Source organism: Vibrio sp. QJM3NY_27 (genome assembly GCF_057785955.1).
Genome location: NZ_CM173511.1, coordinates 1,871,354 through 1,895,328 on the forward strand (window position 1 = coordinate 1,871,354; position 23,975 = coordinate 1,895,328).

Below are 23,975 nucleotides of genomic sequence, written 5' to 3' on the forward strand. Positions count from 1 at the left end.
ATCTCCTTTAAGCGCGCAAGTGCTCCGCTTTAACAACCATTTGTAGGCCGTTTGCTAACTGAACACGCACATCTTCCTTATTGATTTCAACAATGGTCGCAGCCATGTTTCCTGTACCCATGTTCACATTTACTTCTTTGCCAGCGATGAATTCGTCAGCGTTCAAAGCGCGTGTTTCTACAGGCTTTTCTACTTTCGGTGCTTTAGGCGCTTGACGACGAGGCTGTTGAGCTTTCTTCGCCTTAGCTTTCGCTTTGCCTTCTTCACGAGCTTTCTGTGCTTGTTCTTTACGACGAGCCTGAACTTTCGCTTTGCTTTCTGCAAGTGTAGCTTTAGCGTGCTCAACGTGCTCTTCTTCTAACGTGCCACACGTGTTGCCGTCTAGGTCAACACGATCTGCGCCAGCTTTTACGCCGTGCAGGTAACGCCATGATGATGTGTACTGTCTTAACGCTGCACGAAGCTGAGTCTTACTTACTTTTTCGTCTTCAGTTAGACGTTCAGCAAGATCTTGAAAAATACCAATTTTAAGTGGTTTTGCTTCACCTTCTAGAGTAAAGCATTTAGGGAAACATTCAGCAATATATGCGATAACTTCTTTGCTGTTTTTTAACTTTTCAGTGTTTTCCATGTGGGTTCCTGGTTTTTGCGGTTTTCCGCGAGCATTAAGAAAATATTTTTACGTATTATAGAGAGATGCTTGGGAAAAACCACAGTAAGAGAATAATTTATGCCTTGTTCGCGTGCGAATTAAGCACCTTTTCCACTTCAGCCATAAAAAATGTCAATCCGTCTTCATCAATTTGAGAAAAACGACCAATATTTGGACTATCGATATCAAGAACACCCACAACTTTGCCATCGATAGAGAATGGAATAACGATTTCTGAGTTACTTGCAGCGTCACAAGCGATGTGACCTTCGAACTCATGCACATCATGAATACGCTGAACTGTATTTGTCGCAACCGCAGTTCCACACACACCACGCCCTACCGGAATTCGAACACAAGCAGGTTGACCTTGGAATGGACCCAGAACTAGTTCGTCTTTTTCCTTAGCTAGGTCTTGCTTGATTAAATAGAAACCCGCCCAATTCAGTTCATCCAATTCCATGAATAATAATGAACTAATGTTTGCAAGATTTGCAATTAGATCGGTTTCAGATTCAATTAATGCAACGGCTTGTTTGGTTAAGCGTTGGTAATGTTCTATTTTCATATTAACTTCCAATTAAATTGAGACTTCCATTATCAAGAGAACGCAGTAAAATGCGGCCATCAAACTAAATAGGACTTATTCTCATTACAATGAACAATTCAGAAGACACTATTAGCCGTTCTTGGTTGATAACTCAAGTAAAAAAACACAAGTCCAAATTACTGTTTGCTAACTTTGTTGCCATTATTGCAACCCTAATTAGCGTCCCTATCCCTCTACTTATGCCACTCATGGTCGATGAAGTTTTGCTTGATAAGCCAGCTTCAGGGTTAGAGATGATGAATCATCTACTTCCAGTCTCATTGCAAACGCCGACTGGTTATATTGCGCTTACTCTCTTGTTGGTTATCTTAATGCGCTCAGCCAGCCAAGCGCTGAATATTCTACAAGGTCGCCAATTTACTTTGGTTTCCAAAACGATCACCTACCAGATGCGTAGCAAGATGATCGATAAACTTGGCCGCATTAGCATCCGACAATATGAGACCAAGGGCAGCGGCGGTATTAATGCCCACCTAATTACAGACATAGAGACCATTGATAAGTTCATTGGCTCGACCCTTTCTAAATTTATCATCAGTTTCTTGACGGTGTTCGGAACCGCTATCGTCCTACTATGGTTAGAGTGGCGACTTGGGCTGTTTATCTTACTGGTCAATCCTGTTGTTATTTATTTTTCTCGTAAACTCGGCAGCCGAGTTAAACACCTCAAAAAATATGAGAACCAGTCTTTTGAGCGTTTTCAGAATCGCTTAGTGGAAACCTTGGATGGCATCTATCAACTCCGCGCCGCTAATAAGGAGCGTATCTTTCTTGATGAACTTAAAGTTCAAGCAAACCAAGTAAGAATTGATGCCGATAAATACGCTTGGCAATCGGAAGCTGCCGGCCGTGTTTCATTTCTACTGTTCCTATTAGGTTTTGAACTATTCCGTGCCGTCGCAATGCTAATGGTGTTATTCAGTGACTTGACGATAGGTCAGATTTTTGCGGTGTTCGGCTATTTATGGTTCATGTTAGGCCCTGTCCAAGAATTGCTAGGGATTCAATTCTCTTGGTATAGCGCGAAAGCAGCGCTGCAACGTATTAACGACCTACTGCAACTAGAAGAAGAACATCGCCCTGTTAGCAAGGTAAACCCTTTTGATGACCATAAAGAAGTGACAGTCGACATTGAAGACGTTACATTCTCTTACACATTAGAAAACACTGTTTTAAATAGGCTATCGCTACACATTCCAGCAGGAAAAAAAGTCGCCCTAGTGGGTGCTAGCGGTGGTGGTAAATCAACGTTGATCCAGTTGTTAATTGGGGTTTATCAGGCGGACTCTGGTTGTATACGCTTTAATGGTGAAACAACGGACGACATCAGTTTTGACATAATACGCAGTCAAATTGCCGTTGTTTTACAACAACCTATACTCTTTAACGATACATTAAGGCATAATCTGACCCTTGGTGCTGAATACGATGAAATGTCGTTGTGGCGCGCGCTTGAAGTCTCTCAAATGCAAGATGTAATCAAACAGCTGAGTAATGGCTTGGATACGCAAATTGGTAGGAATGGCGTTCGACTGTCTGGCGGTCAACGACAACGCTTAGCGATCGCCCGCATGGTGCTGAGTAATCCTAAGTTTGTTATTCTTGACGAAGCGACATCTGCCTTGGATACAGCAACAGAGTCAGCACTGCATAAAGCACTAAGCGAGTTTTTGAAAGATCGCACAACTTTGATAGTGGCTCATCGATTATCAGCGGTGAAACAGGCCGATCTAATCTATGTTTTAGAAGATGGGCAAGTCACACAGACAGGAACGCATGGTGAATTGGTTGAACAACAAGGACTATATCAAACACTCTATGGCAGTGTGCAATCGCACGCCTGATGTTTATTGTTCTAGGGATTTAAGTCAGTGTAGTTCTAGGCATTTAAATCAGGTTTTCAGCTTGATTAGTGTTTCAACTTGGGAGGTCGCGTGACCTCCCCATCCGAAACCAACTCTTTATCGACTCAGCACCAGTTGTCAACTGAGTCTCCGTTGACAACTAAGTCTCCGTTAAGAACCGAGCACCAGTGCGATAGCAGCTCTGTACGCCTGTGTCAGGGCTGCGAACTCCCCGTTGATAAAATGGATATCCCTCTAGGGAAATCCGCATATTGTCCAAGGTGTGGCACTCAGCTTTACCGAGGCGGTACACCTAGCCTGTCTGGAAACCTAGCAATCGCGATTACCTGCTTATTGCTATTTATCCCCTCACACTTTTTTGAATTTATCAGTATTCGTCTGATTGGCGTCATGATACCTGCGACGTTACCATCAGGTGTCTTTACTTTAATGGGTGAAGGCTTCCCTCTACTAGGCCTACTCATCCTATTCTGTAGTTCGATCGCCCCGTTACTCGTTTGTACCTCTGTACTCGTCACTCATGCAGCACTGCGCTTTAAGATTTTCACGCCATTTAGGTATGCGTTATCCATCATCCAAACATTAAAGCATTGGATGATGTTGGATGTATTTCTGGTAAGTTTGGCTGTCTCATGCTTCAAACTGCAGGATTACTCAGATATTTTTGTCGGCCCTGGTTTAGTTGGATTGATTTTACTGCAGCTTTTCAGTGTATTACTGGTAAGCCGTATCAGTGTGCGTCGCTATTGGGAAGCTTGGGCTCAAGAGTCTGATTACTCTTTTGTAGAAAGTAAGAACGTACACTGCCACAACTGCCATCTTTCTCAACCTGACGGTCATACTTGCGTACGTTGTCACCATGACTTATATCACCGTAAGCCCTACTCTATACAGAAGACATGGGCTCTGTTGTTTGCTGCGTCAGTGGCTATCATACCAGCCAACGTTATTCCTATTTCTATCCTTATTACAAACGGACAAAGGCTAGAAGACACGATAATTTCTGGTGTCGCTTCGCTAATCAATAGCGACATGTATGGCATCGCAGCGATCATTTTTATTGCCAGTATCGTCGTGCCTGTTGCGAAAATACTTGGCCTAACGTACATCTTAATTTGTATCAAGATGAAGCGCGCGGTTTACCACAGGCAGCGCATGACCATCTATTTCATTGTGAAGTGGGTGGGAAAATGGTCGGTGATGGATCTGTTCGTTATTTCGATCATGATGACCTTGGTCGACCGTGGACAGATTTTAAACTTTACACCAGGTTATGGTGCAGTCGCTTTTGGTGTCGTTGTTGTTCTCACGATGCTGGCAGCGGAAAGCTTAGATCCTAGGCTAATTTGGGATAACTACACCTCTAAAGATGAGTCAGTGAATGAACAACGATAACCAATCACAAACGTCATATTCACCAGAAGTAAGGAAAAACAAAGGCATTTCACCTTTGTGGATTCTGCCGATATTAACCGTCGCATTAGCCGGTTGGTTAGTCATGAAATCGATACACGATGCAGGGCAACGTGTGCAGATATACTTCTCAGATGCCGCAGGTTTAGTCGCAGGTCGAACAACAATTCGTTACCAAGGCTTAGAGGTCGGTATGGTGCGCGACATCACCTTGTCCAAAGATTTATCGAGTATCTATGTCGATGCTGACATCTACCCAGAAGCGAAGAAGCTACTTTCAAAGGGCACACGTTTCTGGCTCGTAAAACCCACGGCGAGTTTGTCTGGTATCTCAGGGTTAGACGCGCTTGTTTCGGGTAACTACATTGCTATTCATCCTAGCGAAATCAAAGAAGAACCAGAAACCGTTTTCCAAGCTCTAGAATCCTCCCCTTCTGATTTATTGGCCTCTGAAGGTCTAAATATCTCACTGACGACCAAAGATCTGGGCGGTGTGTCTGTTGGCTCTCAAATCGTTTATCGTAAAATTCCAATTGGTGAGGTTTACAACTACCAGTTAAACGACAACGCGAAGTCCGTTACGATCCAAGCGTCGATTAAAGATGAATACAGCCATATCATTACCGACCAAAGCCGTTTTTGGAATGTCAGTGGCTTAGGTGCCAGTATTGGATTTTCAGGCGTCGACGTGCGCTTAGAAAGCCTAAGCGCGCTGCTTGGCGGTTCAATTGCGGTTGACTCTCCCGGAGAAGGTCAGCCCGTCGAGATGAACACCAAGTTCAAGCTCTACCCAGATTTGAAAACCGCCGGTCGTGGCATCTCTATAAAGATCGCCGTGCCAGATGACAACAAGATCAGCGCAACAGGCGCTCCGATCATGTATCGAGGCATAGAAATCGGCCAGATCACTGATTTATCTTTAAGCGAAGGTCGCGAAAACGTGGTCGCATCTGCAGCTATCCAACCGGCATTCAGCGACTTTTTAAATAGCGGCAGTAAATTCGTTTTAGAAGAAGCTGAACTGTCACTCACTGGTATGAAGAACATTGCCAACTTAGTGACAGGTAACTTTTTAACCTTGGTACCGGGCGAAGGTGAAAAGGCGCGTCGATTTACTGCGATTCGTAAAAACGAGTTCAGTCAGGAACAAGAAAAGTCAGTCGCGATTCGCTTAACATCAAACAATTCATTCGGATTGGATGTCGGTACACAACTGCTCTACAAAGGCATTGCCGTTGGCTCTATCATTCAAGTTGGCTTAGTTGATGGTGTTGGCACTGGCTCTGACAAGCACGAAGTGTTTATGGATGCGCTTATCGATAACGAATATGCGCACCTAATCAAAAGCCACAACCGTTTCTTTGTGACAGGCAGTGCGACCGCAGAGCTGACCGAATCAGGTCTAAGTGTTACTGTTCCACCGGCAAAACAGCTTCTTACTGGCTCGATCAGCTTTGTGAGTGAAGGTAAACCTGAAGCTCGAACTGACTACCAACTTTTCCAAAGTAAGTCGTTAGCAGAAATCGCTAAGTTTAATCAGTCAGGCTCAAAGACGCTTTCGTTATTTGCTAGTGAGTTACCTTCAATTTCTAAAGGCAGCCCACTGCTCTACCGTAACCTACAAGTGGGTAGCATTTCGGATTTTCAGCTTGCTGATGGTGGTGTAAGAATCAAAGTCACGATCGAAAATCGTTACACGCACTTACTCAATAAACATACCGTTTTCTGGAACCGCTCAGGCGTTGAGATTGATGCTTCGCTATCGGGTATTAGTATTAAAGCGGCACCCGTTAAAACGCTAATTCAGGGTGGTATTGCTTTTGATTCGCTTCCCGGTATAGACAATAAGCTTGGCGATGTGTGGAAGCTGTACAAAGATTCTAAATCCGCTCGAAAATTTGGCCGCGCGATTACGATTACCTCTTCTGGCGATCAAGAAGTCAGCAAGGGTATGGCGATCAAATACCAAGGTGTCACTGTAGGTGAGGTCACTTTGGTGATCCCTAACTTCAATAAAGGCGGCATTGAAATTACCGCGCGAATCTTACCTGAGTACGTTGACAAGATTGCCGTGGCGAACAGTCACTTCTGGTTGGCAGAACCTGAGATCGGCCTTAATGGCATCAAAAACGTCTCTGCGCTTCTCTCTAAGCACATCAACGTAGATCCGGGCAATGGTGACAGAAGTACGAAATTTAAGCTTAGCAAAGGACCAGTGCAGCCTGAAGGCAAGATATTCCAGCTACAAAGCGAAACGCGAGGCTCGGTGTCTGAAGGCACACCTATCCTATTCCGTGAGCTAGAAATCGGTAGTGTTATCGATGTTCAACTAGGCGAGTTTGCTGATCGCATCATCTCTACGATTCAAATAGAACCTGACTACGCGTATCTGATCCGCGCAAACACTGTGTTCTGGAACGTGTCGGGTGTCGATGTCTCTATCGGTCTCTCTGGTGCAAACATCAAAGCCGGAACGGTAGACAGTTTATTAAGAGGTGGAATTACCTTCTCAACGCCTCCGACGAGTGAACTTCAGCCTGTGGCAAGCGAAGATCAGTCTTTCTACCTATATCCACAAGCAGAAGATGAGTGGAAGTCATGGAGAACCGCGATTCCTCGCCCATAGAGTGAATCCTCAGAAGCTCCATGCAAATTAATACAGCTTAACGAAGATTAATTCTTCATCAAAATGCAGCCATTCGGCTGCATTTTTGTTGTTTGCCGTAAATATGGTTTAGGACGACCTCATTTTGCTTTAAACTCCCCGCATTAATGCAATAATTCGAGATACTCTTTTGCACGCTAACGTATATATTCCTGAAGAATTCCTAACGCACATCGAAGCGATCATGCCTAGTCACCTAGATATGGCTTCTTTTGTTGCCTCATGCCAAAAACCACTTCGTAAAAGTATTCGAGTCAACACACTGAAAATCAGTGTTGAAGACTTCCTAGTGCGAGCAAAAGAGAAAGGCTGGGAACTGGAACCTGTACCTTGGTGTGAAACAGGTTTTTGGATTACAGCCAATGAAAGTGAAGCGCCTCTAGGTAATACGGCAGAACACATGTCTGGTCTTTTCTACATCCAAGAAGCCAGTTCTATGATGCCACCTTCTGCACTTTTCCAAGGCGAAGCTGATTACCAAGCCGTGCTAGATACTGCTGCTGCACCCGGTTCTAAAACAACGCAAATCGCTGCGCTAATGAATAATCGCGGCGTGTTGGTTGCCAATGAATACGCTGCAAGTCGTGTGAAAGTACTTCACGCCAACATCGAACGTTGTGGCGTTCGTAATGCCGCACTCAGTAACTTCGATGGTCGAGTTTTCGGTGGTTGGTTGCCAGAACAGTTTGATGCTGTCTTGCTGGATGCACCCTGCTCTGGCGAAGGTACCATTCGTAAAGACGCTGATGCGATGAAGAACTGGACGTATCAATCTGTAGTCGATATTGCCGACACGCAAAAAGACCTGATTGAAAGTGCATTCCATGCTCTTAAACCTAATGGTGTTTTGGTTTACTCAACATGTACGTTAAGCACTGAAGAGAACCAACAAGTGTGCCATCACCTAAAAGAAACCTTTGGTGATGCGGTTGAGTTTGAGTCTCTTGAATCACTGTTCGACAACGCAAAAGCAACGACGACTGAAGAAGGCTTTCTTCACATCTTCCCTCAGGTATATGACTCGGAAGGTTTCTTTGTTGCACGTATCCGTAAACTAGCGTCTGTGACTCCACCAGAAGTTAAAAAACGCATGGGTAAGTTCCCATTTGAAAAAGCGTCAAAGAAAGCTCAGCAAGAAGTCGCTGAACAACTGCTTAGCGCTCTCGATATCGAACTACCAAGTGATACTCAAGTTTGGATCCGAGATAAAGACGTTTGGCTATTCCCTGAGGCGCTTGAGCCTATGATCGGTGCATTCCGTTTCTCTCGTATGGGCATCAAGATCGCTGAAACCCATAAAAAAGGTTACCGATGGCAACACCAAGTCGCGACAACGCTCGCGACAGGTCATGAAGCTAACATTGTAGACCTCAACATCGAAGATGCTCGAGAATGGTTCATGGGACGTGACGTTCGCCCAGAAGGCTTGTCAGGCAAAGGCGAAGTGCTAGTAAAATACAACGGCGCAATCATCGGCCTTGGTAAATGGGTAGGTAACCGAGTGAAGAATGGCTTACCAAGAGAGCTAGTACGCGACAAAAACCTTTTCTAGTCGTTCGATTAAAGCTCTCACTGTACTGAGAAAAACAAAAAGCCCAAACAACATTCATTGTTTGGGCTTTTTCTATTCTTGTCGGCTAGCTCATTTCAAGGGAAGCACTGAAAAATCAACACTTAATTATACAAATATCAATTCAAGTCGCTATTTCCAATAACAAAAATCGCTTATTAGGGAATTTAAACTAGACTTCAGTCTAACAGTCAAAGAATTAAAACGATTAGCGTAGGCTCTTCGGAGCCCTTTCCCCTAAGCCCAAACAGGAAGGTTTGGGCTTTTTTTTGACCGACAAGCTCGCTTATTTAACTAGGCTGATGCCTTCTTTGTCGATAGTGATCTTGCCAGACTTGTACAAACCACCAATTGTCTTCTTGAACGTACCTTTGCTGGTTCTGAAAGCAGAGAAAATAACTTCCGGAGAAGATTTATCATTCAAAGGTAAGTAACCACCTTTCTTCTCAAGCAGATCGAGAACCTTAGTGCTTAGGTCATCCATTTTAGCCACACCAATTTTCTGAAGAGACAAGTCAATCTTACCGTCTTCTTCACGAACGTTTTTAATGTAGCCTTTTAGCGCTTTACCGATGAACAGCTTACCGATGATGTCTGATGGGAAAATCATGCCCCAATGCTCACCGTTCACGATCGCTTTGTAACCTAACTGGCTGCGCTCAGCGATAATGAGATCCACTTGCTCGTTTTGCTTATAAGTCGCAGGCGTGTTGTCTAACCACTTGTTGAACTTTGTTGTACCTACAATGCGGCTAGATGCTTTATCAATATACACATATACTAAGATTGACTGACCTTCGTTTAAACGGCCACGTTGCTCGCTGAAAGGAACAAGAAGGTCTTTACCTTTCACGCCCCAGCTCATGAATGCACCGGTGCTGTTTACGCCTTCAACCGTCATCAAGCCAAACTGCCCCACTTGAGCAATTGGTTTTTCAGTCGTTGCAGCAATCTGGTTGTCAGAATCAATGTATAAGAAAACATCCAGTTTTTGACCAATTTCAACACCTTCAGGAGTAAATCGTTTTGGCAGCAACACGGTTCCATAGTCGCTAGCGTCAAGGAATACACCGAAGTCGGCTTGCTTTACTACTTCTAAGTTGTTTATTTGACCAATATTAATCATCAAGATTTTCTCTACTTTAAATTTGGCGGTGATTATACGTGATCTCTGATATGCTTTCGCTAGTTTCATTCATATTTTTACATTCTAGGAGACATCGTTGATCACCGTTGATAAACAAGATGCGATAACACTCAAAATTAACCATGCAATGGCGAAGACCAAAAAGCTCGACATGGACGTTTATCTATTCATTCCCGGTGAACTCGGACTCACTCCCGAAGTACTTTCTGAAAGTGCCTTTTTCTACAGCTCAATTACTCAAAAGCGCGCCTACTACAGTGACAAGACACTGTTACCTTTGGTACACAGTCGCTTGGCAAAACGTGGACGCTTATCAACGACACAGTATCGTGTAAGTTTGAGTTTGTTCGCATATCAATATGTTATTGCTTTAGATAAAGCCGTGAGCAGTTTAAATAAGACTGATAGTGACGACGTAACAGCGGATGAGGTTGATGAAGTCATTGAGCTCGCGTTAGACATCTTGAAGAAGCTTCGCCGAAGTATTCCTTATGAAGAAAACCTCAAACGCTACTACGCAAATATTGATAACTACCTTTCTTGGTACACAGAGCAAAAATTCTTATCTCTGGTCTCTCATATGCCGCGTGGCAGTGAGTACTCGACGATAAAAGAGCGACTCTTGACGCTGTGTGACAAAGAGACTGCCCATCGTAAACTTAATCGCTATAACTCAGCCAAAGTTCGTGAAGACGTAACGCGCCTGAGTAACAAGATGCGATTGCTGCGACGTTTGATAGAGCACCCTATCGTACTCAAGGAGAAGACCACCTCCATGGGTAAAAACGTTAAGCGTGCCGTTAAAGGCATTGCGACAGGCTTAGTCATGGTGGTCGTGACGACAACCGTCATATTGGCTCGTGATTTTCTAGGAGAGATTACCGCTTCTTTCATCGTGTCGATGTCATTTATCTACGCACTGCGTGAAATATTTAAAGATGACTTGAGAGACATCCTTTGGCGTTGGCTTCGTAAAGGCAAACCCAAGTGGAAGCGTCGCTACTTTGACCCTACAACCAATAAATCTGTCGGCCACAAGCTTGAATGGTTGGACTATGCGAACTTTTCCAAGTTAGCTGACCGTATTCAATCAATACGCAAGAAACGTGTCGTTCAGCGTGAAGAGCAAGTCTTGCACTATCGTTCACATACCGAGATGTCGACGTCAACATTCATGAGTGGTTACGAGGAGACTCGTGAAACGTTATCGATCAGCCTGAGAGCGCTGACACGCTTGATGGACAAGGGGTCAAATAACGTATATCGCCTGAATGAAGGGCAAGTAAGCCGTGAGTCTGTCGAAAAGCGTCACCTGCTCAACCTGATCATTAAAGAGAACAATCACGATACTGAACCGACCTATTACCGTTGGAAAATCGTAATGAACCGTTCAAAGATCGTTGATATCGAGCAAATCGCTCAAGAATCTTAACTTTGCTAGGGTGTGCGGCACAGTATGTGGATACTAGATTCACATACCGCCCTTCCACTCATTCAACGATTACCTTCTGTTGAACTATGATCTTCAGATTCCGCCCAACCTTATACTTCCGAGCTATTTTCTAGAAGGAACTTTCTTAATCGAAAGCGTCAGCGTGAACTCCGCCATTGGTTCGTCGCCATGCAAAGACGGACAAGTCGCGATTATGGTCACGGGTTGATTCACACGCTCGCCAGTAGACATAGTTTCAGCCAGCATAGTGTTGATCAGCTCACCATCGTTACAAGTGAAGTGTACGTCACCTTCCGGGCGCTTCAAGAAGTTACCAGTCACCTCTTTAAATGCCAGCGAGATCTTTTCGCCTTGCTGCTGAGATTTACTCATTGCAAGAAAGCCCCCCGCCACATCAGCACCTACTGCTAACACACCAAAGTACATGCTATTGAGGTGGTTCTTAGTCCGTCTTTTGAGAGGAATTTTCACTTCAACATGTTGATTATCCAGCGCGAGCAGTTTTGGTCGGCATAGCCAGATCAGAGGCACTTTGAAAAAGCCAAACATGCTCAAGTAGAAATTTGCTTTTTGTAGAGGGGTCAACATTCGAGTTACCTAGTCAAATAAGTCATCAGACCAGTTAATCGATTAGCGCTAGAGATGTCAAAAAAATGTTACAAAAAAGAGATATCATCGCATAATGATATCTCTTTCATTCTCAAAGCTTTATTGCTTTAAATAAACTCATACAACAAGTTGATTTATTTAGCAATAAGCTGGTCTATGCAGTAACGACTGTCTCTACACCGTCAAGATCAGCGATGAAGCCTTGTAGACGCGGGTAGTCCACCAAGCCTTGAGTCACAAGTAGGACAGGCTTCTTCGCGTTCAGCGTTGCCTTAACAATCATACTCAACAAGGTAATAACCGCCTCGTTTTGTGGATCAAAAGCATGTTGCTGAGCTTCATTGTGCTTGTCTACGCCTAAAGTGAAAGACGCTAAGCTATCAACGTTCACTACAACACCATCAAAGTAATGCAGCAATCTTTCGCTCAGTAGCACTGCAGACGGTACATCGCACGAGAACAGTACTTTCAAACCATTAAGGCCTCGCGGTAAGCCTTGCTCTGCAAGCAAATCAATAATCTTAGCGGCATCGCTTAATGCTCGTACATACGGTACAACCACTTCAACGTTAATACCCTGCTCTCGCAATGTTTTAATTACCTGACACTCTAAAGCGAATGCTTTGCTGTACTCTGATGTTGCATAACGAGCAACCCCACGAACACCTAGTGCCGGGTTTATCTCTTCGGCTTCACAGTTACCACCAAGTAGTGAACGGAAGCCATAGCTGTCAGCACTACTTAACGCGATACGAACAGAAGTATGATTTGGCTGAACGGCAGCTTGGATGGCAATCACTAAGGTCGAAACAAAATGCTCATCGACTGTTTTATCGCCAAGGATCGCATCTAAAGAGGTTTTTTCGATATCAGTCAGTGTATCTAAGTGACTTTCAATACTTGGGTGATAGAAGATACGATCCATAACCAATTCAGATAATGAAACGTATAAGTGGTTAGAATTATTATTATCGTTGTAAGAAGGCAGCACATCACCTAAGACCAGTTCTGGGTGCAAAGTGCTTTGATTTTCTTGAGTCATTGCTGCTCCAGCATTTTTATGTTGTGTTCAAACGAAAATACCGATAGCTGCCTGTTAATACAAGTGAAAATCCCTTATTTGGCGCTGGCCTGCTGATAAAAATAAGAATATTAGCAATAACAGAGATAACTTTGACTTAAGAGAGTTTATTCCTCTGTTCAATTCCGTTATCTTAACCACTTCGCAATAGAATAAAAAAGCCATCACATGCCATTAAAAACTGATGAGTTGAGAACCCAAGCTCTGGGTCCTATGCCAACTCCTGCCGAACTAGGCAATGCACATCCTATTACTGACGACGTTGCTGAGCGCATTAAAAATTCTCGCCGCCAAATCGAAAATATTCTAACGGGTCGTGATAACCGCCTGTTAGTTATCGTAGGCCCTTGCTCTGTTCACGATACAGAAGCGGCACTTGATTACGCTGAGCGTCTAAGTCAGATTCAAGAACAGTACAAAGATGAACTGTTCGTTGTAATGAGAACCTACTTCGAGAAACCTCGTACTGTTGTAGGTTGGAAGGGTTTGATTACCGATCCTAACCTTGATGGGTCATACGCACTTGAAACAGGCTTGAACAAAGCTCGTAAGCTTCTACTTGATATCAACAAGCTTGGTCTAGCTACCGCGACTGAATTCCTTGATATGATCACCGGTCAGTACATTGCAGACCTTATCACTTGGGGCGCAATTGGCGCTCGTACGACTGAATCTCAGATTCACCGTGAAATGGCTTCTGCACTGTCTTGCCCAGTTGGTTTCAAGAACGCAACTAACGGCAACATCAAAATTGCTATTGATGCGATTCGTGCTGCGCATGCCTCACACTACTTCTATTCGCCAGATAAGAACGGCCGTATGACGGTTTACCGTACTTCTGGCAACCCATACGGTCACGTAATTCTACGTGGTGGTGATAAAGGCCCTAACTTTGATGCTGAATCTGTAGATAACGCATGTAAGCAACTGGCTGAATTCGATCTACCTCAACGTTTGGTTGTAGACTTTAGCCACGCTAACTGTCAGAAACAACACCGTAAACAGTTAGAAGTGGCACAAGACATTTGTGAGCAAATCAAATCTAACAAGAATCAAATTGCAGGCATCATGGCGGAAAGCTTCATTGTTGAAGGTAACCAGCCAATGACAGATATCAACAACCTAGAATACGGCAAGTCTATTACTGACCCATGCCTAAGCTGGGAAGATACTGCAACAATGCTAGATATGCTTGCAACAGCAATTAAAGATAGAAACTTAGCTTAAGGAAACAACACAATGCCATCATTTGACATTATCTCTGAAGTAGAAGCAGTAGAACTGCGTAACGCGGTAGACAACGCAAACCGTGAACTGTCGACTCGTTTCGATTTTCGCGGCGTTGAAGCAAGCTTTGATTACAAAGATGAATCAGTAAAATTGACTGCTCAAGACGATTTTCAACTGAAGCAAATGCGCGATATCCTTCGTAGCAACCTAACAAAGCGTAATGTTGATCCTAACGCGATGGAAGCGAAAGCGGCAGACCAAACAGGTCGCACTTGGCACCAAACAGTTATCTTTAAGCAAGGCATCGAAACGGATGTCGCTAAGAAAATCGTTAAGCTAATCAAAGACAACAAAGTTAAGGTTCAAGCTTCTATCCAAGGCGACAAAGTTCGTGTAACCGGTAAGAAGCGTGATGATCTACAAGCTGTTATGGCTCTAGTTCGCAGCGGTGAACTTGGTCAACCTTTCCAGTTTGACAACTTCCGCGACTAATTTTTGAGTTTGAGCGACCGCTTATTTGGGTTGCTCATTCATCAGCACAATGTCGTGTTCGAAATAGCAAAAAGCCACTTCTTTGGGAAGTGGCTTTTTATTTATCGGGTCATTCTTATTCAGCGTCTCTAGCCGATTTCAAACAACTAGAAAGCGCTCACTTCAACTAAAATCTATCAACTCAACTGAGCACTTTGGCAACAGACAGTTTAAGGTCTTTGCCGGCCAGTAAATTGAACTCAACACTCGCTGGTGGAATAAAGACACACACTCGCAATTTCTCGGCCCTCGCTTGCTCAAGCTTGGTCGACAGCTCTCCACTGTCAGCATAACCTTCTCTTTCTGCGTCTCGGCGGCACAGGTCAACAAATTCAAACGGACAATCGCTCGGTGAAAGCACTAACTCAGCTTCTTGCATCAAACGTAGGGCCTTCATAGGTAATAACTCAACGTCTTGCTCAAATTCAATCCAAGTTACCTGACCTTCATTATCAACTTGCTCAGTCAGCGACTGTTGATAATACGATTCAAGTTGCTCCCTATCCGTCACTTGATTGATAAAACTGGATGACAAAAAGCGTTCCCAGAATTTACGGCGTTCATCAACAGTAGGAAAGGACTCCTTAATCGAATTGCGTTTTGATGCACCAAAGTCCGCAATCAAACCTATGTTTTGTGGCAATACCGTTTCGAGTTTTTCTCTAATATTTCTCACCAAAACAGGTGATGCGCCCCCACTTGAGATCGCAATTTGGATTCTTCCGCGATTTATCATTGAGGGAGTGATGAAGTCACAATAGGGTAAGTCATCGACCACATTGACAAGAATACCCATTTTTTTTGCATCATTATGTACTTGATGATTTAGGTTTGGGTTGTCTGTTGTTGCCCACACTTGTAAGTAGTTTTTCGAGATAAGTTGTGAAGAGTAAAAATTTTGAATCCAATGTAATTTATTATCATCGACAAGCTGCTTTAAGTAAGGCTCTACCTTTGGGGACACTAACGTGACATCCGCCCCAGCTCTTAACAAGCTATCGACTTTTCGGCAAGCAACCTCACCCCCACCCACCACTAAGATCGGCTTATTTTCTACATCTAAAAACATTGGGAAATAACGCATGTTCTTCCTTGAGGTGACTTCAATAACTATTCAACCATGCTACCAAATTTGGAGCATATTAATAACTATCCAAGTGCAATAAAAATATTTATTCACCAAATTTCAATCTTTCTTAAGTTTAATGTTTCATCATTGTGATACTGATTCAGAATATTAACCTAGTCAATTGTCAATATAAAAATCTAAATCTCGTTGCACCAACAGTGTGAAGCGCTGCACTATTTACATTAAGTTAACATTTGGTCATTCTAATTGTGTTCGGATTTGTGATTTCATTCAAAATTCTTTTTAAATTATACATTTGTGAAAGTACGGATCCTTTCCTAACCTTATAAATAGTTGTTTAAATCGCACACAGTTTCATTTGCAAAATGCAACCAGTTTGATTTGAGTAACAAGGTCATAGAAAACGCAACACATATAGAAAAACTCAAATGAGCACGAGTATCAGGTGTCACCTGGTTAACAAGGAAGGATACAAATGACAAATAAACTAACACTTCTTGCTTCAGTAGTAGCTGCATCAACTGCGATGATGGCAACATCAGCATCAGCGGCAGAAAGCACTCTGGACAAAGTCACATCTCAAGGTTTTCTAACTTGTGGTGTAAGTACCGGTCTTCCAGGGTTCTCTAACCCTAACTCAAAAGGTGAATGGGAAGGAATTGATGTTGAGTATTGTCAAGCTCTTGCAGCGGCTGTACTCGGTGACAAAACTAAAGTTAAGTATGTACCTCTTACTGCTAAAGAACGTTTTACCGCGCTTCAATCTGGCGAAATCGACGTACTATCTCGTAACACAACATGGACACTACATCGTGACACTGCTCTAGGTCTGAACTTCGTAGGCGTTAACTACTACGATGGTCAAGGCTTCATGGTTAAGAAAGAACTTGGTCTTACAAGTGCTCAAGAGCTTGATGGCGCTTCTGTATGTGTTCAATCAGGTACAACAACTGAACTTAACCTAGCCGATTACTTCCGTAACAGTGGCATGTCTTACAAGCCAGTGGTATTCGATACGGCAGCACAAACATCTAAAGGTTTCGACGCGGGTCGTTGTGATGTGCTAACGACTGACCAATCTGGTCTATACGCACTTCGCCTAAACTTAGCTGATCCTAAATCTGCACAGGTACTTCCTGAAATCATCTCTAAAGAGCCATTAGGCCCTGTTGTTCGTCAAGATGATGACAAGTGGTTCAACGTTGCTAAATGGACACTTTCAGCAATGATTAACGCGGAAGAGTACGGTATCTCGTCTAAGAATGCTGACGAAATGCTTAAGTCAAAAGATCCAAACATCAAACGTATTCTTGGTGTTGACGGTCCTAAAGGCAAAGGCCTTGGTATTCGTGACGATTGGGGTTACCAAGTCATTAAACAAGTTGGTAACTACGGTGAGAGCTTCGAACGTACTGTTGGTACAGGTTCACCACTACAGATCTCTCGTGGCGTAAACGCACTATGGAATGCGGGCGGCTTTATGTACGCTCCACCAATCCGTTAATAAATTTACAAGCATCAATTAGGGCGGACTTTTCCGCCCTATTTATTAAATGGATTTGAGGTTATAGCAGTATGAAACCTAATGAAACTATTTCTCCAGCTCAGGCAAAGCCACAGCCCAAAAGTGCCAACCTGTTTTACAACCCCACTTTTCGCTCAATTGTTTTCCAAATTATCGCCGTCGGGGCGCTTTGTGCTTTCTTTTACACGATTGTAAATAATGCACTCACTAACTTAGATTCCCGTGGTATCGCCACTGGTTTTGATTTTTTATCCCAAGAAGCTGGTTTTGGTATCGGCTTAACACTGATTGAATACGACGAAACATTCTCATACGGTCGTACCTTCTTTATTGGTCTTCTCAATACCGCTTTGGTTTCTGTACTCGGCATCATGTTAGCCACGGTACTGGGCTTTAGTATGGGTATTGCAAGGCTCTCTTCAAATTGGTTAGTTAGCCGATTTGCAGCTATCTATATTGAGATATTCCGAAACATCCCTCTTCTGTTGCAAATCTTTTTCTGGTATTTCGCCGTTCTACAAGCCTTACCTTCTGCTCGTCAAAGTATGAGCCTTGGTGAAGCCATTTTCTTGAACGTACGTGGTTTGTACTTCCCTGCACCAGTGTTAGAGCAAGGCAGTAGTATTGTGATCGCATCATTGATTACGGGTGTCATCGCTACTTTTGTTATCAACATATGGGCTAATAACAAGCAAAAGCTAACCGGCCAACAAACACCAATGTTGCGAATTGCTGCGGCGCTGATTGTGGGCTTACCATTGGTAACTTACTTTATTATGGGCATGCCTATCTCTGCGGAGTACCCTGTTTTGAAAGGGTTTAACTTCAAAGGCGGTATTAGCATCATCCCTGAACTGGCTGCGTTGATGCTTGCTTTAAGTATCTACACAGCAGCGTTCATCGCCGAGATTGTGCGTTCAGGTATTAACGCGGTAAACCATGGGCAAACAGAGGCTGCGATGTCTCTAGGTCTCCCTAGAACACGAACCCTCAAGTTGGTGATTATTCCACAAGCATTAAGAATTATCATTCCACCATTAACCAGTCAGTATTTGAATCTGACCAAAAACTCATCACTTGCGATGGCCATTGGTTATCCTGATCTTGTGTCTGTATTTGCAGGGACAACATTGAACCAAACTGGACAAGCTATCGAAGTAATCGCGATGACAATGGGCGTCTACCTGACTCTAAGCCTATTAACATCCGCTCTAATGAACATATACAACCGCAAAGTAGCGTTGGTGGAGAGATAAGATGAGTACACATCAATTTCAACCTGATCTTCCGCCTCCAGCGAATACTGTTGGACCTGTCGGTTGGTTAAGAAAAAATCTATTTAATGGACCAATTAACAGTGTCGTCACTGTGGTCCTTGGTTATTTTGCTTTCACTTTATTGTGGGCAATAGCAGATTGGGCATTCATTAATGCTGATTGGATAGGAACAACTCGAGATGCCTGTACAAGTGATGGAGCATGTTGGGTTTTCATTAGTGTTCGTTGGGACCAATTCATGTATGGCTTCTATCCAGAAGCTGAACTGTGGCGCCCTCGCCTTTTCTACGCAACGTTAGCTATTTTTGTCGTTTTGTTAGCTTACGAAAAAACACCTAAGCGCACGTGGATTTGGTTGTTCTTCGTAAACATCTACCCGTTTATCATTGCTGGCTTACTATACGGTGGTGTATTTGGACTAGAGGTTGTTGATACCCATAAATGGGGCGGTCTACTGGTTACGCTGATCATCGCACTTGTTGGTATTGTAGTGTCACTTCCTATTGGCGTTGCATTGGCACTTGGGCGTCGTTCAGAGATGCCGATCATCCGCAGTATGTGTACCGTTTACATCGAAATTTGGCGTGGTGTACCGCTGATTACGGTTCTGTTTATGGCTTCGGTAATGCTTCCGCTCTTTTTATCAGAAGGGATGGAAACCGATAAACTGATCAGAGCGTTGGTTGGGGTAGTACTATTTAGTGCGGCTTATATGGCAGAGGTAATCCGTGGTGGTTTGCAAGCAATACCAAAAGGTCAATACGAAGCCGCTGATGCTTTAGGGTTGAGCTACTGGAAAAAAACAGGGCTTATCATTCTACCTCAAGCTCTTAAAATCACGATTCCTTCAATTGTGAATACCTTTATTGGTTTGTTCAAAGATACCAGTCTGGTTTTAATTATCGGTATGTTTGATGTATTGGGAATTGGCCAAGCCGCGAATACCGATCCTGAATGGCTTGGGTTTTCAACAGAAAGTTATGTATTTGTCGCGTTAGTGTTCTGGGTGTTTTGTTTTGGCATGTCGAGATACTCGATTTGGCTAGAAAACAGACTTCACACCGGTCACAAACGATAATTAACAAGATCAAGGACGTATTATGACGCAGCAAACAGAAAACAACTCTCAAGGTCTTATGATCGAGTTAAAAGACATGAACAAGTGGTACGGTGAGTTCCACGTTCTTAAAAACATCAATTTAGAAGTTAGAAAAGGCGAGAAAATTGTAATTTGTGGCCCTTCTGGTTCAGGTAAATCCACGATGATTCGCTGTATCAACCGATTAGAAGAGCACCAAAAAGGTCATATCTTCGTTTCAGGTAATGAACTGACAGAAGATCTGAAGAACATTGAAGCCGTGCGCAGAGATGTAGGTATGTGTTTTCAACACTTCAACCTATTCCCTCACCTAACGGTTTTAGAAAACTGTACTCTGGCCCCTATTTGGGTGAAAAAGATGCCGAAAGAGGAAGCCGAAGCCATCGCAATGAAATTCCTCGAACGTGTAAAAATCCCTGAGCAAGCGGATAAATTCCCAGGCCAACTGTCTGGTGGTCAACAACAACGTGTGGCAATCGCTCGTTCTTTATGTATGAACCCTCAAGTCATGTTGTTTGATGAACCAACATCGGCACTCGACCCAGAGATGGTACGTGAGGTGCTCGATGTAATGGTCGAGCTTGCAGAAGAAGGCATGACAATGTTGTGTGTAACGCACGAGATGGGTTTTGCTAAAGAAGTTGCCGACCGCGTTATCTTTATGGATGCAGGTGAAATCATAGAAGAGAACAACCCTGTCGACTTCTTTGAAAACCCACAATCGGACAGAACGCAGAACTTCTTGAGCCAAATCTTGCACCATTAATGTGTTATGATGCATAAACTATAGAGGCGGCTTAGGTCGCCTCTTTATTTTTCAAGGTTATAGTTAGTTTTTCAAAGGTTATAAATCATTAACCAGTAACTATAAAAGTTTGAACATCGAGTATTAGCGACACTTTATACGTCATTAGAAACACTTTGTTACACCTTAAGAAACACTTAACCGACTATTTTGATTATTATTTTAGGTATACAAAAGGAATGAAAGACTTGATTTTTCGAACTTTCAGCCCCATAAATGTACTAATAACTATTGAAGTCACCTTACGAGGAAGATTATGAACAGCCCTATGTTTTCACGCACAGCATCTCAAGAAAGTGCTCTGCAAACCAATAAAGTGTTGCGTAACACCTACGCACTACTGTCTATGACACTACTTTGGTCTGCTGTAGTAGCAGGCGTATCTATGGCGATGAACCTTCCTCGCCCTGGTCTTATCATTATGCTAGTTGGTTTCTACGGCCTACTGTTCCTAACAGAAAAGAACCGTGACAATAGCATGGGTCTAGTCTTCACATTCCTATTTACAGGTTTCTTAGGCTACACCATTGGTCCAATCTTAAACATGTACGTTGGCGCAGGCATGGGTGATGTCATCCTTACTGCACTTGGTGGTACAGCATTAGCATTTATGGGGGCATCAGCTTACGCACTGACGACTAAACGTGACCTTTCATTCCTTAACGGTATGCTAATGGCTGGTTTTGTTGTTCTGCTAGTAGGGATGGTTGCAAACATCTTCCTACAAATGCCTCTACTGTCTTTAGCAATGAGCGGTATGTTCATCCTATTCTCGACTGGTGTTATTTTGCTAACAACGCAAAGCATCATCCGCGGCGGTGAAACAAACTACATCTCAGCAACGATTAGCTTGTATGTTTCTATCTACAACATCTTCATCAGCCTACTAAGCATCTTAGGTATTATGAACAGCAACGACTAATCATAGTTCGTTCAAAATTGAGCCCAAGAGCCTGTCTCTTGGGCTTTTTTGTATCTATAGTTGCAATATTCCTAGAGATAACGACGATATTTCTTGAGAAAGGCAAACGTGGTCATGTACCCTATTTACTGAGTTAAACTGATTCTGGACTAAACATGTTTGAATATAATGGCAAACAAATTGAAACCGACGCTCAAGGCTACCTATTGGACTACACACAATGGGAAGAAGGTATGATTGAGATTCTTGCTCAAGACGAGGCGATTGAACTGACTGATGCGCACTTAGAAGTGGTACATTTTGTAAGAAGCTTTTACGAAGAGTTCAAAACCTCTCCAGCTGTTCGTATGCTCGTTAAAGCGATGGAAAAAGCGCACGGCCCAGAGAAAGGTAACAGTAAGTACCTATTCAAATTGTTCAAGAAAGGCCCCGCTAAACAAGCAACCAAGCTCGCGGGTTTACCTAAACCAGCAAAATGCTTGTAAAGCTTAAACAGCTTTAGGTTACTCTCAAGGTAAAAAGACAAATACTGTAGTGCGCTAGCTACAGTATTTTAAACTCATCTATACGTACATCCTGTCGCTCACTTTCTTTAACTCGATGCATCACTACTTGGTCTACTGTCGCACTCGAAGGGCCAATATTGAGCCATGCGTGGAACTTCTCTATTTCCTTACCCTTTCCGACAGCTAACACTTCAACTCGGCCATCATTTAGGTTCTTTGCATAGCCTGAAATGCCCAGAGCTTGTGCCTGCCTACTGGTGTGATAGCGAAAACCAACACACTGAACTACGCCTGATACGACAAAAATATATTGTGAACTTTCCATAACGTTGCCTCATAAATTGTATGAATGATATAGTTGCGACTCTATTCATTCACCGCTTATTGGTGGACTTACTTCGAGTATAACGATTATGAAAGAAATCCCATTTCGTTGGATTGACAAATATCTCATTCACCTAAAAATCCAAGAAAAGTTCTATCTACTCTTCTTATTACCTCTTCTCGCCCTGGTTATATTAACTCTTGTTTTAGATAGCGCCGCAGACTCTTTACTTGCTCATCTTTATCAAGAAGAAATGCTCTTGATGAAAGGACTTATCGAAGCGGGTCAACTGACGAAAGATCAAGTTGCTCAACTTGTCAGTAATTCTGAAACCATCTCTTTAGGCTATGGTGTTGGTTCCGTCTCAGTTATGAACGGTGCATTCAGCTTGGTTGCGAACCATGACCAAAACTTATGGTCAGCTCTATCTACGACTCAGGTTTCAATTATCGCAGTAACCCTAACGCTTATCGCGCTAGGTGTTTACTACATCATGACTTTCATCGGTGGCGCAATGTTCTCTATGAACAAAGCGTTAAGCACGCTAGCGAGTGGTGATCTCACCTGCCGTATGAACTACTTCCTTGTTCGTGATGAGTTCAGTGAAATCGCAATTACTATTGATAAAGTAGCAGAACGTGAACAAAACATGGTTCTATCAATCCAAGAGTCTGTCGCACTCATGCAGCAGATCAGTTCTGACTTAAACCAGTCGACACAACAGAGCTCAGACATCTCGGGTAACCAACAAGAACACCTGAATAGTTTGGCAAGTGCAACGGAACAAATGGCGGCAACGATTCGTGAAGTCGCAACCCTTGCTCATGAGTCTAGCTCTCAGACTATGGACGCTCGCGGTGTTGCACAGAGTGGCCAAGTAAAAGTTTCAAATACATTGGAATCTATCTCAAGCCTATCTCAAGAAATTCAATCAGCTTCGCAAGCGGTAGAAGAGCTTGATGCTAACGCAGCGCAAATTGATGAAGTGGTCGCAACCATTAATGGGATTTCAGAACAGACCAACCTATTAGCACTCAACGCGGCTATCGAAGCTGCTCGAGCTGGTGAACAAGGTCGTGGATTTGCTGTTGTTGCCGATGAAGTCCGTGCCCTTGCCGGCCGTACTCAACAAGCAACGGTTGAAATCCAGAGCATGATCGAATCATTACAACGTAACAGCCAATCACTGACAAAATTGATGGAAGTGACTGTTAGCAATGCTAACGAAGGTCAAACATTGATGTCGGAAGTAAACGTTGAGATCGGCTCGTTAGCTGAAAAGAACCAATCTATTTCTGATAGCAGCACTCAAATTGCTACTGCTGCTGAAGAGCAAGGTGTTGTTGCTGACAACATTGCACAAAGTGTTGAAGAGATTCGTCATCAATCAGACAGCATCTGTGAAATGATCAGTAAGAGTAATGTAAATGTTGACCAACTTCGTAAGCAAAGCGATACGATGGAAGGTTTGCTGACAGGTCTTAAAGCTTAATACTGACATCTAACCACTATGTGTTAATTAGTCATTGCTAGGGCTGCTTCTGCAGCCCTTTCTTATTTGCTTTTCCCTTGCACTTCCCCGACAATACCCCTCCTTCAA

21 protein-coding genes are annotated in these 23,975 nt (G+C 43.3%); 14 read left to right on the forward strand and 7 right to left on the reverse strand.

What is annotated here, in order from left to right; genetic code table 11:
* Positions 1 to 7: 7 nt before the first annotated feature.
* Complete coding sequence (gene proQ / locus AC3CIA_RS08535; RefSeq protein ID WP_488517958.1) at positions 8 to 631, reverse strand: RNA chaperone ProQ; 624 nt, start codon at positions 629 to 631, stop codon at positions 8 to 10.
* 97 nt (positions 632 to 728) lie between these two features.
* Positions 729 to 1,220, reverse strand: coding sequence for a GAF domain-containing protein (locus AC3CIA_RS08540; protein WP_017077212.1), 492 nt, complete (start codon positions 1,218 to 1,220; stop codon positions 729 to 731).
* 89 nt (positions 1,221 to 1,309) lie between these two features.
* On the opposite strand from AC3CIA_RS08540, the gene AC3CIA_RS08545 reads away from it, so the two are divergent.
* From AC3CIA_RS08545 to rsmF, 4 genes are all read left to right on the forward strand, one after another.
* Positions 1,310 to 3,106, forward strand: a complete 1,797-nt coding sequence (locus tag AC3CIA_RS08545; protein WP_017086285.1) for an ABC transporter ATP-binding protein — start codon at positions 1,310 to 1,312, stop codon at positions 3,104 to 3,106.
* 78 nt (positions 3,107 to 3,184) lie between these two features.
* Positions 3,185 to 4,522 carry a PqiA/YebS family transporter subunit gene (locus AC3CIA_RS08550; protein WP_488517959.1) on the forward strand — a complete coding sequence of 446 codons (1,338 nt, stop codon included), beginning with the start codon at positions 3,185 to 3,187 and terminating at the stop codon, positions 4,520 to 4,522.
* Positions 4,509 to 7,166, forward strand: coding sequence for an MlaD family protein (locus AC3CIA_RS08555; RefSeq protein WP_474356435.1), 2,658 nt, complete (start codon positions 4,509 to 4,511; stop codon positions 7,164 to 7,166). The genes AC3CIA_RS08550 and AC3CIA_RS08555 overlap by 14 nt, the downstream gene beginning before the upstream one ends.
* Before the next feature lie 169 nt (positions 7,167 to 7,335).
* Complete coding sequence (rsmF, locus tag AC3CIA_RS08560) at positions 7,336 to 8,757, forward strand: 16S rRNA (cytosine(1407)-C(5))-methyltransferase RsmF (RefSeq protein ID WP_488517960.1); 1,422 nt, start codon at positions 7,336 to 7,338, stop codon at positions 8,755 to 8,757.
* Positions 8,758 to 9,061: 304 nt separating this feature from the next.
* Here the strand turns inward: rsmF and AC3CIA_RS08565 are convergent, their stop codons facing one another.
* Positions 9,062 to 9,970: a CvfB family protein gene (locus AC3CIA_RS08565; RefSeq protein WP_004733627.1), complete on the reverse strand. Its 909-nt coding sequence runs from the start codon at positions 9,968 to 9,970 to the stop codon at positions 9,062 to 9,064.
* 28 nt (positions 9,971 to 9,998) lie between these two features.
* Between AC3CIA_RS08565 and AC3CIA_RS08570 the strand changes: the two genes are divergently transcribed.
* Entirely contained in the window at positions 9,999 to 11,354 is a 1,356-nt protein-coding gene (locus AC3CIA_RS08570; protein WP_488517961.1) for a hypothetical protein, read from the forward strand.
* 123 nt (positions 11,355 to 11,477) lie between these two features.
* Here AC3CIA_RS08570 and AC3CIA_RS08575 read toward each other — a convergent pair whose 3' ends face one another.
* Positions 11,478 to 11,963 carry a PaaI family thioesterase gene (locus AC3CIA_RS08575; protein ID WP_017082222.1) on the reverse strand — a complete coding sequence of 162 codons (486 nt, stop codon included), beginning with the start codon at positions 11,961 to 11,963 and terminating at the stop codon, positions 11,478 to 11,480.
* A gap of 175 nt (positions 11,964 to 12,138) precedes the next feature.
* The gene (locus AC3CIA_RS08580; protein ID WP_017095590.1) at positions 12,139 to 13,026 is read right to left on the reverse strand and encodes a putative PEP-binding protein; all 888 of its coding nucleotides are present in this window, start codon (positions 13,024 to 13,026) and stop codon (positions 12,139 to 12,141) included.
* A gap of 207 nt (positions 13,027 to 13,233) precedes the next feature.
* Here AC3CIA_RS08580 and AC3CIA_RS08585 point away from each other — a divergent pair, with 207 nt between their 5' ends.
* Together AC3CIA_RS08585 and AC3CIA_RS08590 are read left to right on the forward strand one after the other, a co-directional pair.
* Positions 13,234 to 14,292: a 3-deoxy-7-phosphoheptulonate synthase gene (locus AC3CIA_RS08585; RefSeq protein WP_488517962.1), complete on the forward strand. Its 1,059-nt coding sequence runs from the start codon at positions 13,234 to 13,236 to the stop codon at positions 14,290 to 14,292.
* A gap of 12 nt (positions 14,293 to 14,304) precedes the next feature.
* Positions 14,305 to 14,787: a YajQ family cyclic di-GMP-binding protein gene (locus AC3CIA_RS08590; RefSeq protein ID WP_004733632.1), complete on the forward strand. Its 483-nt coding sequence runs from the start codon at positions 14,305 to 14,307 to the stop codon at positions 14,785 to 14,787.
* A gap of 181 nt (positions 14,788 to 14,968) precedes the next feature.
* Here AC3CIA_RS08590 and AC3CIA_RS08595 read toward each other — a convergent pair whose 3' ends face one another.
* Positions 14,969 to 15,910: a precorrin-2 dehydrogenase/sirohydrochlorin ferrochelatase family protein gene (locus AC3CIA_RS08595; RefSeq protein WP_171312406.1), complete on the reverse strand. Its 942-nt coding sequence runs from the start codon at positions 15,908 to 15,910 to the stop codon at positions 14,969 to 14,971.
* A gap of 481 nt (positions 15,911 to 16,391) precedes the next feature.
* Between AC3CIA_RS08595 and AC3CIA_RS08600 the strand changes: the two genes are divergently transcribed.
* From AC3CIA_RS08600 to AC3CIA_RS08625, 6 genes are all read left to right on the forward strand, one after another.
* On the forward strand, positions 16,392 to 17,420 hold the full coding sequence (locus AC3CIA_RS08600; protein ID WP_004733634.1) for an amino acid ABC transporter substrate-binding protein: 1,029 nt from the start codon (positions 16,392 to 16,394) through the stop codon (positions 17,418 to 17,420).
* Between the two features lie 71 nt (positions 17,421 to 17,491).
* Positions 17,492 to 18,697, forward strand: a complete 1,206-nt coding sequence (locus tag AC3CIA_RS08605) for an amino acid ABC transporter permease (protein ID WP_488517963.1) — start codon at positions 17,492 to 17,494, stop codon at positions 18,695 to 18,697.
* A gap of 1 nt (position 18,698) precedes the next feature.
* Positions 18,699 to 19,796 (forward strand): amino acid ABC transporter permease, encoded by a 1,098-nt coding sequence (locus AC3CIA_RS08610; RefSeq protein WP_004733636.1) that lies wholly within the window; start codon positions 18,699 to 18,701, stop codon positions 19,794 to 19,796.
* A 22-nt stretch (positions 19,797 to 19,818) separates the two neighbouring features.
* Positions 19,819 to 20,583 (forward strand): amino acid ABC transporter ATP-binding protein, encoded by a 765-nt coding sequence (locus AC3CIA_RS08615; protein ID WP_004733637.1) that lies wholly within the window; start codon positions 19,819 to 19,821, stop codon positions 20,581 to 20,583.
* Between the two features lie 295 nt (positions 20,584 to 20,878).
* Positions 20,879 to 21,544 carry a Bax inhibitor-1/YccA family protein gene (locus tag AC3CIA_RS08620; RefSeq protein ID WP_016767698.1) on the forward strand — a complete coding sequence of 222 codons (666 nt, stop codon included), beginning with the start codon at positions 20,879 to 20,881 and terminating at the stop codon, positions 21,542 to 21,544.
* A 155-nt stretch (positions 21,545 to 21,699) separates the two neighbouring features.
* Positions 21,700 to 22,029 carry a TusE/DsrC/DsvC family sulfur relay protein gene (locus AC3CIA_RS08625; protein WP_004733621.1) on the forward strand — a complete coding sequence of 110 codons (330 nt, stop codon included), beginning with the start codon at positions 21,700 to 21,702 and terminating at the stop codon, positions 22,027 to 22,029.
* 58 nt (positions 22,030 to 22,087) lie between these two features.
* On the opposite strand, the gene yccX is transcribed toward AC3CIA_RS08625, so the two are convergent.
* Positions 22,088 to 22,375, reverse strand: coding sequence for an acylphosphatase (gene yccX / locus AC3CIA_RS08630; RefSeq protein ID WP_171308305.1), 288 nt, complete (start codon positions 22,373 to 22,375; stop codon positions 22,088 to 22,090).
* An 88-nt stretch (positions 22,376 to 22,463) separates the two neighbouring features.
* Here yccX and AC3CIA_RS08635 point away from each other — a divergent pair, with 88 nt between their 5' ends.
* The gene (locus tag AC3CIA_RS08635; protein ID WP_017088499.1) at positions 22,464 to 23,867 is read left to right on the forward strand and encodes a methyl-accepting chemotaxis protein; all 1,404 of its coding nucleotides are present in this window, start codon (positions 22,464 to 22,466) and stop codon (positions 23,865 to 23,867) included.
* The last annotated feature ends 108 nt before the right edge of the window (positions 23,868 to 23,975 follow it).

Bases quoted from the DNA above. Each gene is read 5' to 3' on its own strand.
- proQ (WP_488517958.1), bottom strand. From the start codon at position 631: ATGGAAAACACTGAAAAGTTAAAAAACAGCAAAGAAGTTATCGCATAT.
- AC3CIA_RS08540 (WP_017077212.1), bottom strand. From the start codon at position 1,220: ATGAAAATAGAACATTACCAACGCTTAACCAAACAAGCCGTTGCATTA.
- AC3CIA_RS08545 (WP_017086285.1), top strand. From the start codon at position 1,310: ATGAACAATTCAGAAGACACTATTAGCCGTTCTTGGTTGATAACTCAA.
- AC3CIA_RS08555 (WP_474356435.1), top strand. From the start codon at position 4,509: ATGAACAACGATAACCAATCACAAACGTCATATTCACCAGAAGTAAGG.
- AC3CIA_RS08565 (WP_004733627.1), bottom strand. From the start codon at position 9,970: ATGAAACTAGCGAAAGCATATCAGAGATCACGTATAATCACCGCCAAA.
- AC3CIA_RS08575 (WP_017082222.1), bottom strand. From the start codon at position 11,963: ATGTTGACCCCTCTACAAAAAGCAAATTTCTACTTGAGCATGTTTGGC.
- AC3CIA_RS08580 (WP_017095590.1), bottom strand. From the start codon at position 13,026: ATGACTCAAGAAAATCAAAGCACTTTGCACCCAGAACTGGTCTTAGGT.
- AC3CIA_RS08585 (WP_488517962.1), top strand. From the start codon at position 13,234: ATGCCATTAAAAACTGATGAGTTGAGAACCCAAGCTCTGGGTCCTATG.
- AC3CIA_RS08590 (WP_004733632.1), top strand. From the start codon at position 14,305: ATGCCATCATTTGACATTATCTCTGAAGTAGAAGCAGTAGAACTGCGT.
- AC3CIA_RS08595 (WP_171312406.1), bottom strand. From the start codon at position 15,910: ATGCGTTATTTCCCAATGTTTTTAGATGTAGAAAATAAGCCGATCTTA.
- AC3CIA_RS08600 (WP_004733634.1), top strand. From the start codon at position 16,392: ATGACAAATAAACTAACACTTCTTGCTTCAGTAGTAGCTGCATCAACT.
- AC3CIA_RS08605 (WP_488517963.1), top strand. From the start codon at position 17,492: ATGAAACCTAATGAAACTATTTCTCCAGCTCAGGCAAAGCCACAGCCC.
- AC3CIA_RS08610 (WP_004733636.1), top strand. From the start codon at position 18,699: ATGAGTACACATCAATTTCAACCTGATCTTCCGCCTCCAGCGAATACT.
- AC3CIA_RS08615 (WP_004733637.1), top strand. From the start codon at position 19,819: ATGACGCAGCAAACAGAAAACAACTCTCAAGGTCTTATGATCGAGTTA.
- AC3CIA_RS08620 (WP_016767698.1), top strand. From the start codon at position 20,879: ATGAACAGCCCTATGTTTTCACGCACAGCATCTCAAGAAAGTGCTCTG.
- AC3CIA_RS08625 (WP_004733621.1), top strand. From the start codon at position 21,700: ATGTTTGAATATAATGGCAAACAAATTGAAACCGACGCTCAAGGCTAC.
- yccX (WP_171308305.1), bottom strand. From the start codon at position 22,375: ATGGAAAGTTCACAATATATTTTTGTCGTATCAGGCGTAGTTCAGTGT.
- AC3CIA_RS08635 (WP_017088499.1), top strand. From the start codon at position 22,464: ATGAAAGAAATCCCATTTCGTTGGATTGACAAATATCTCATTCACCTA.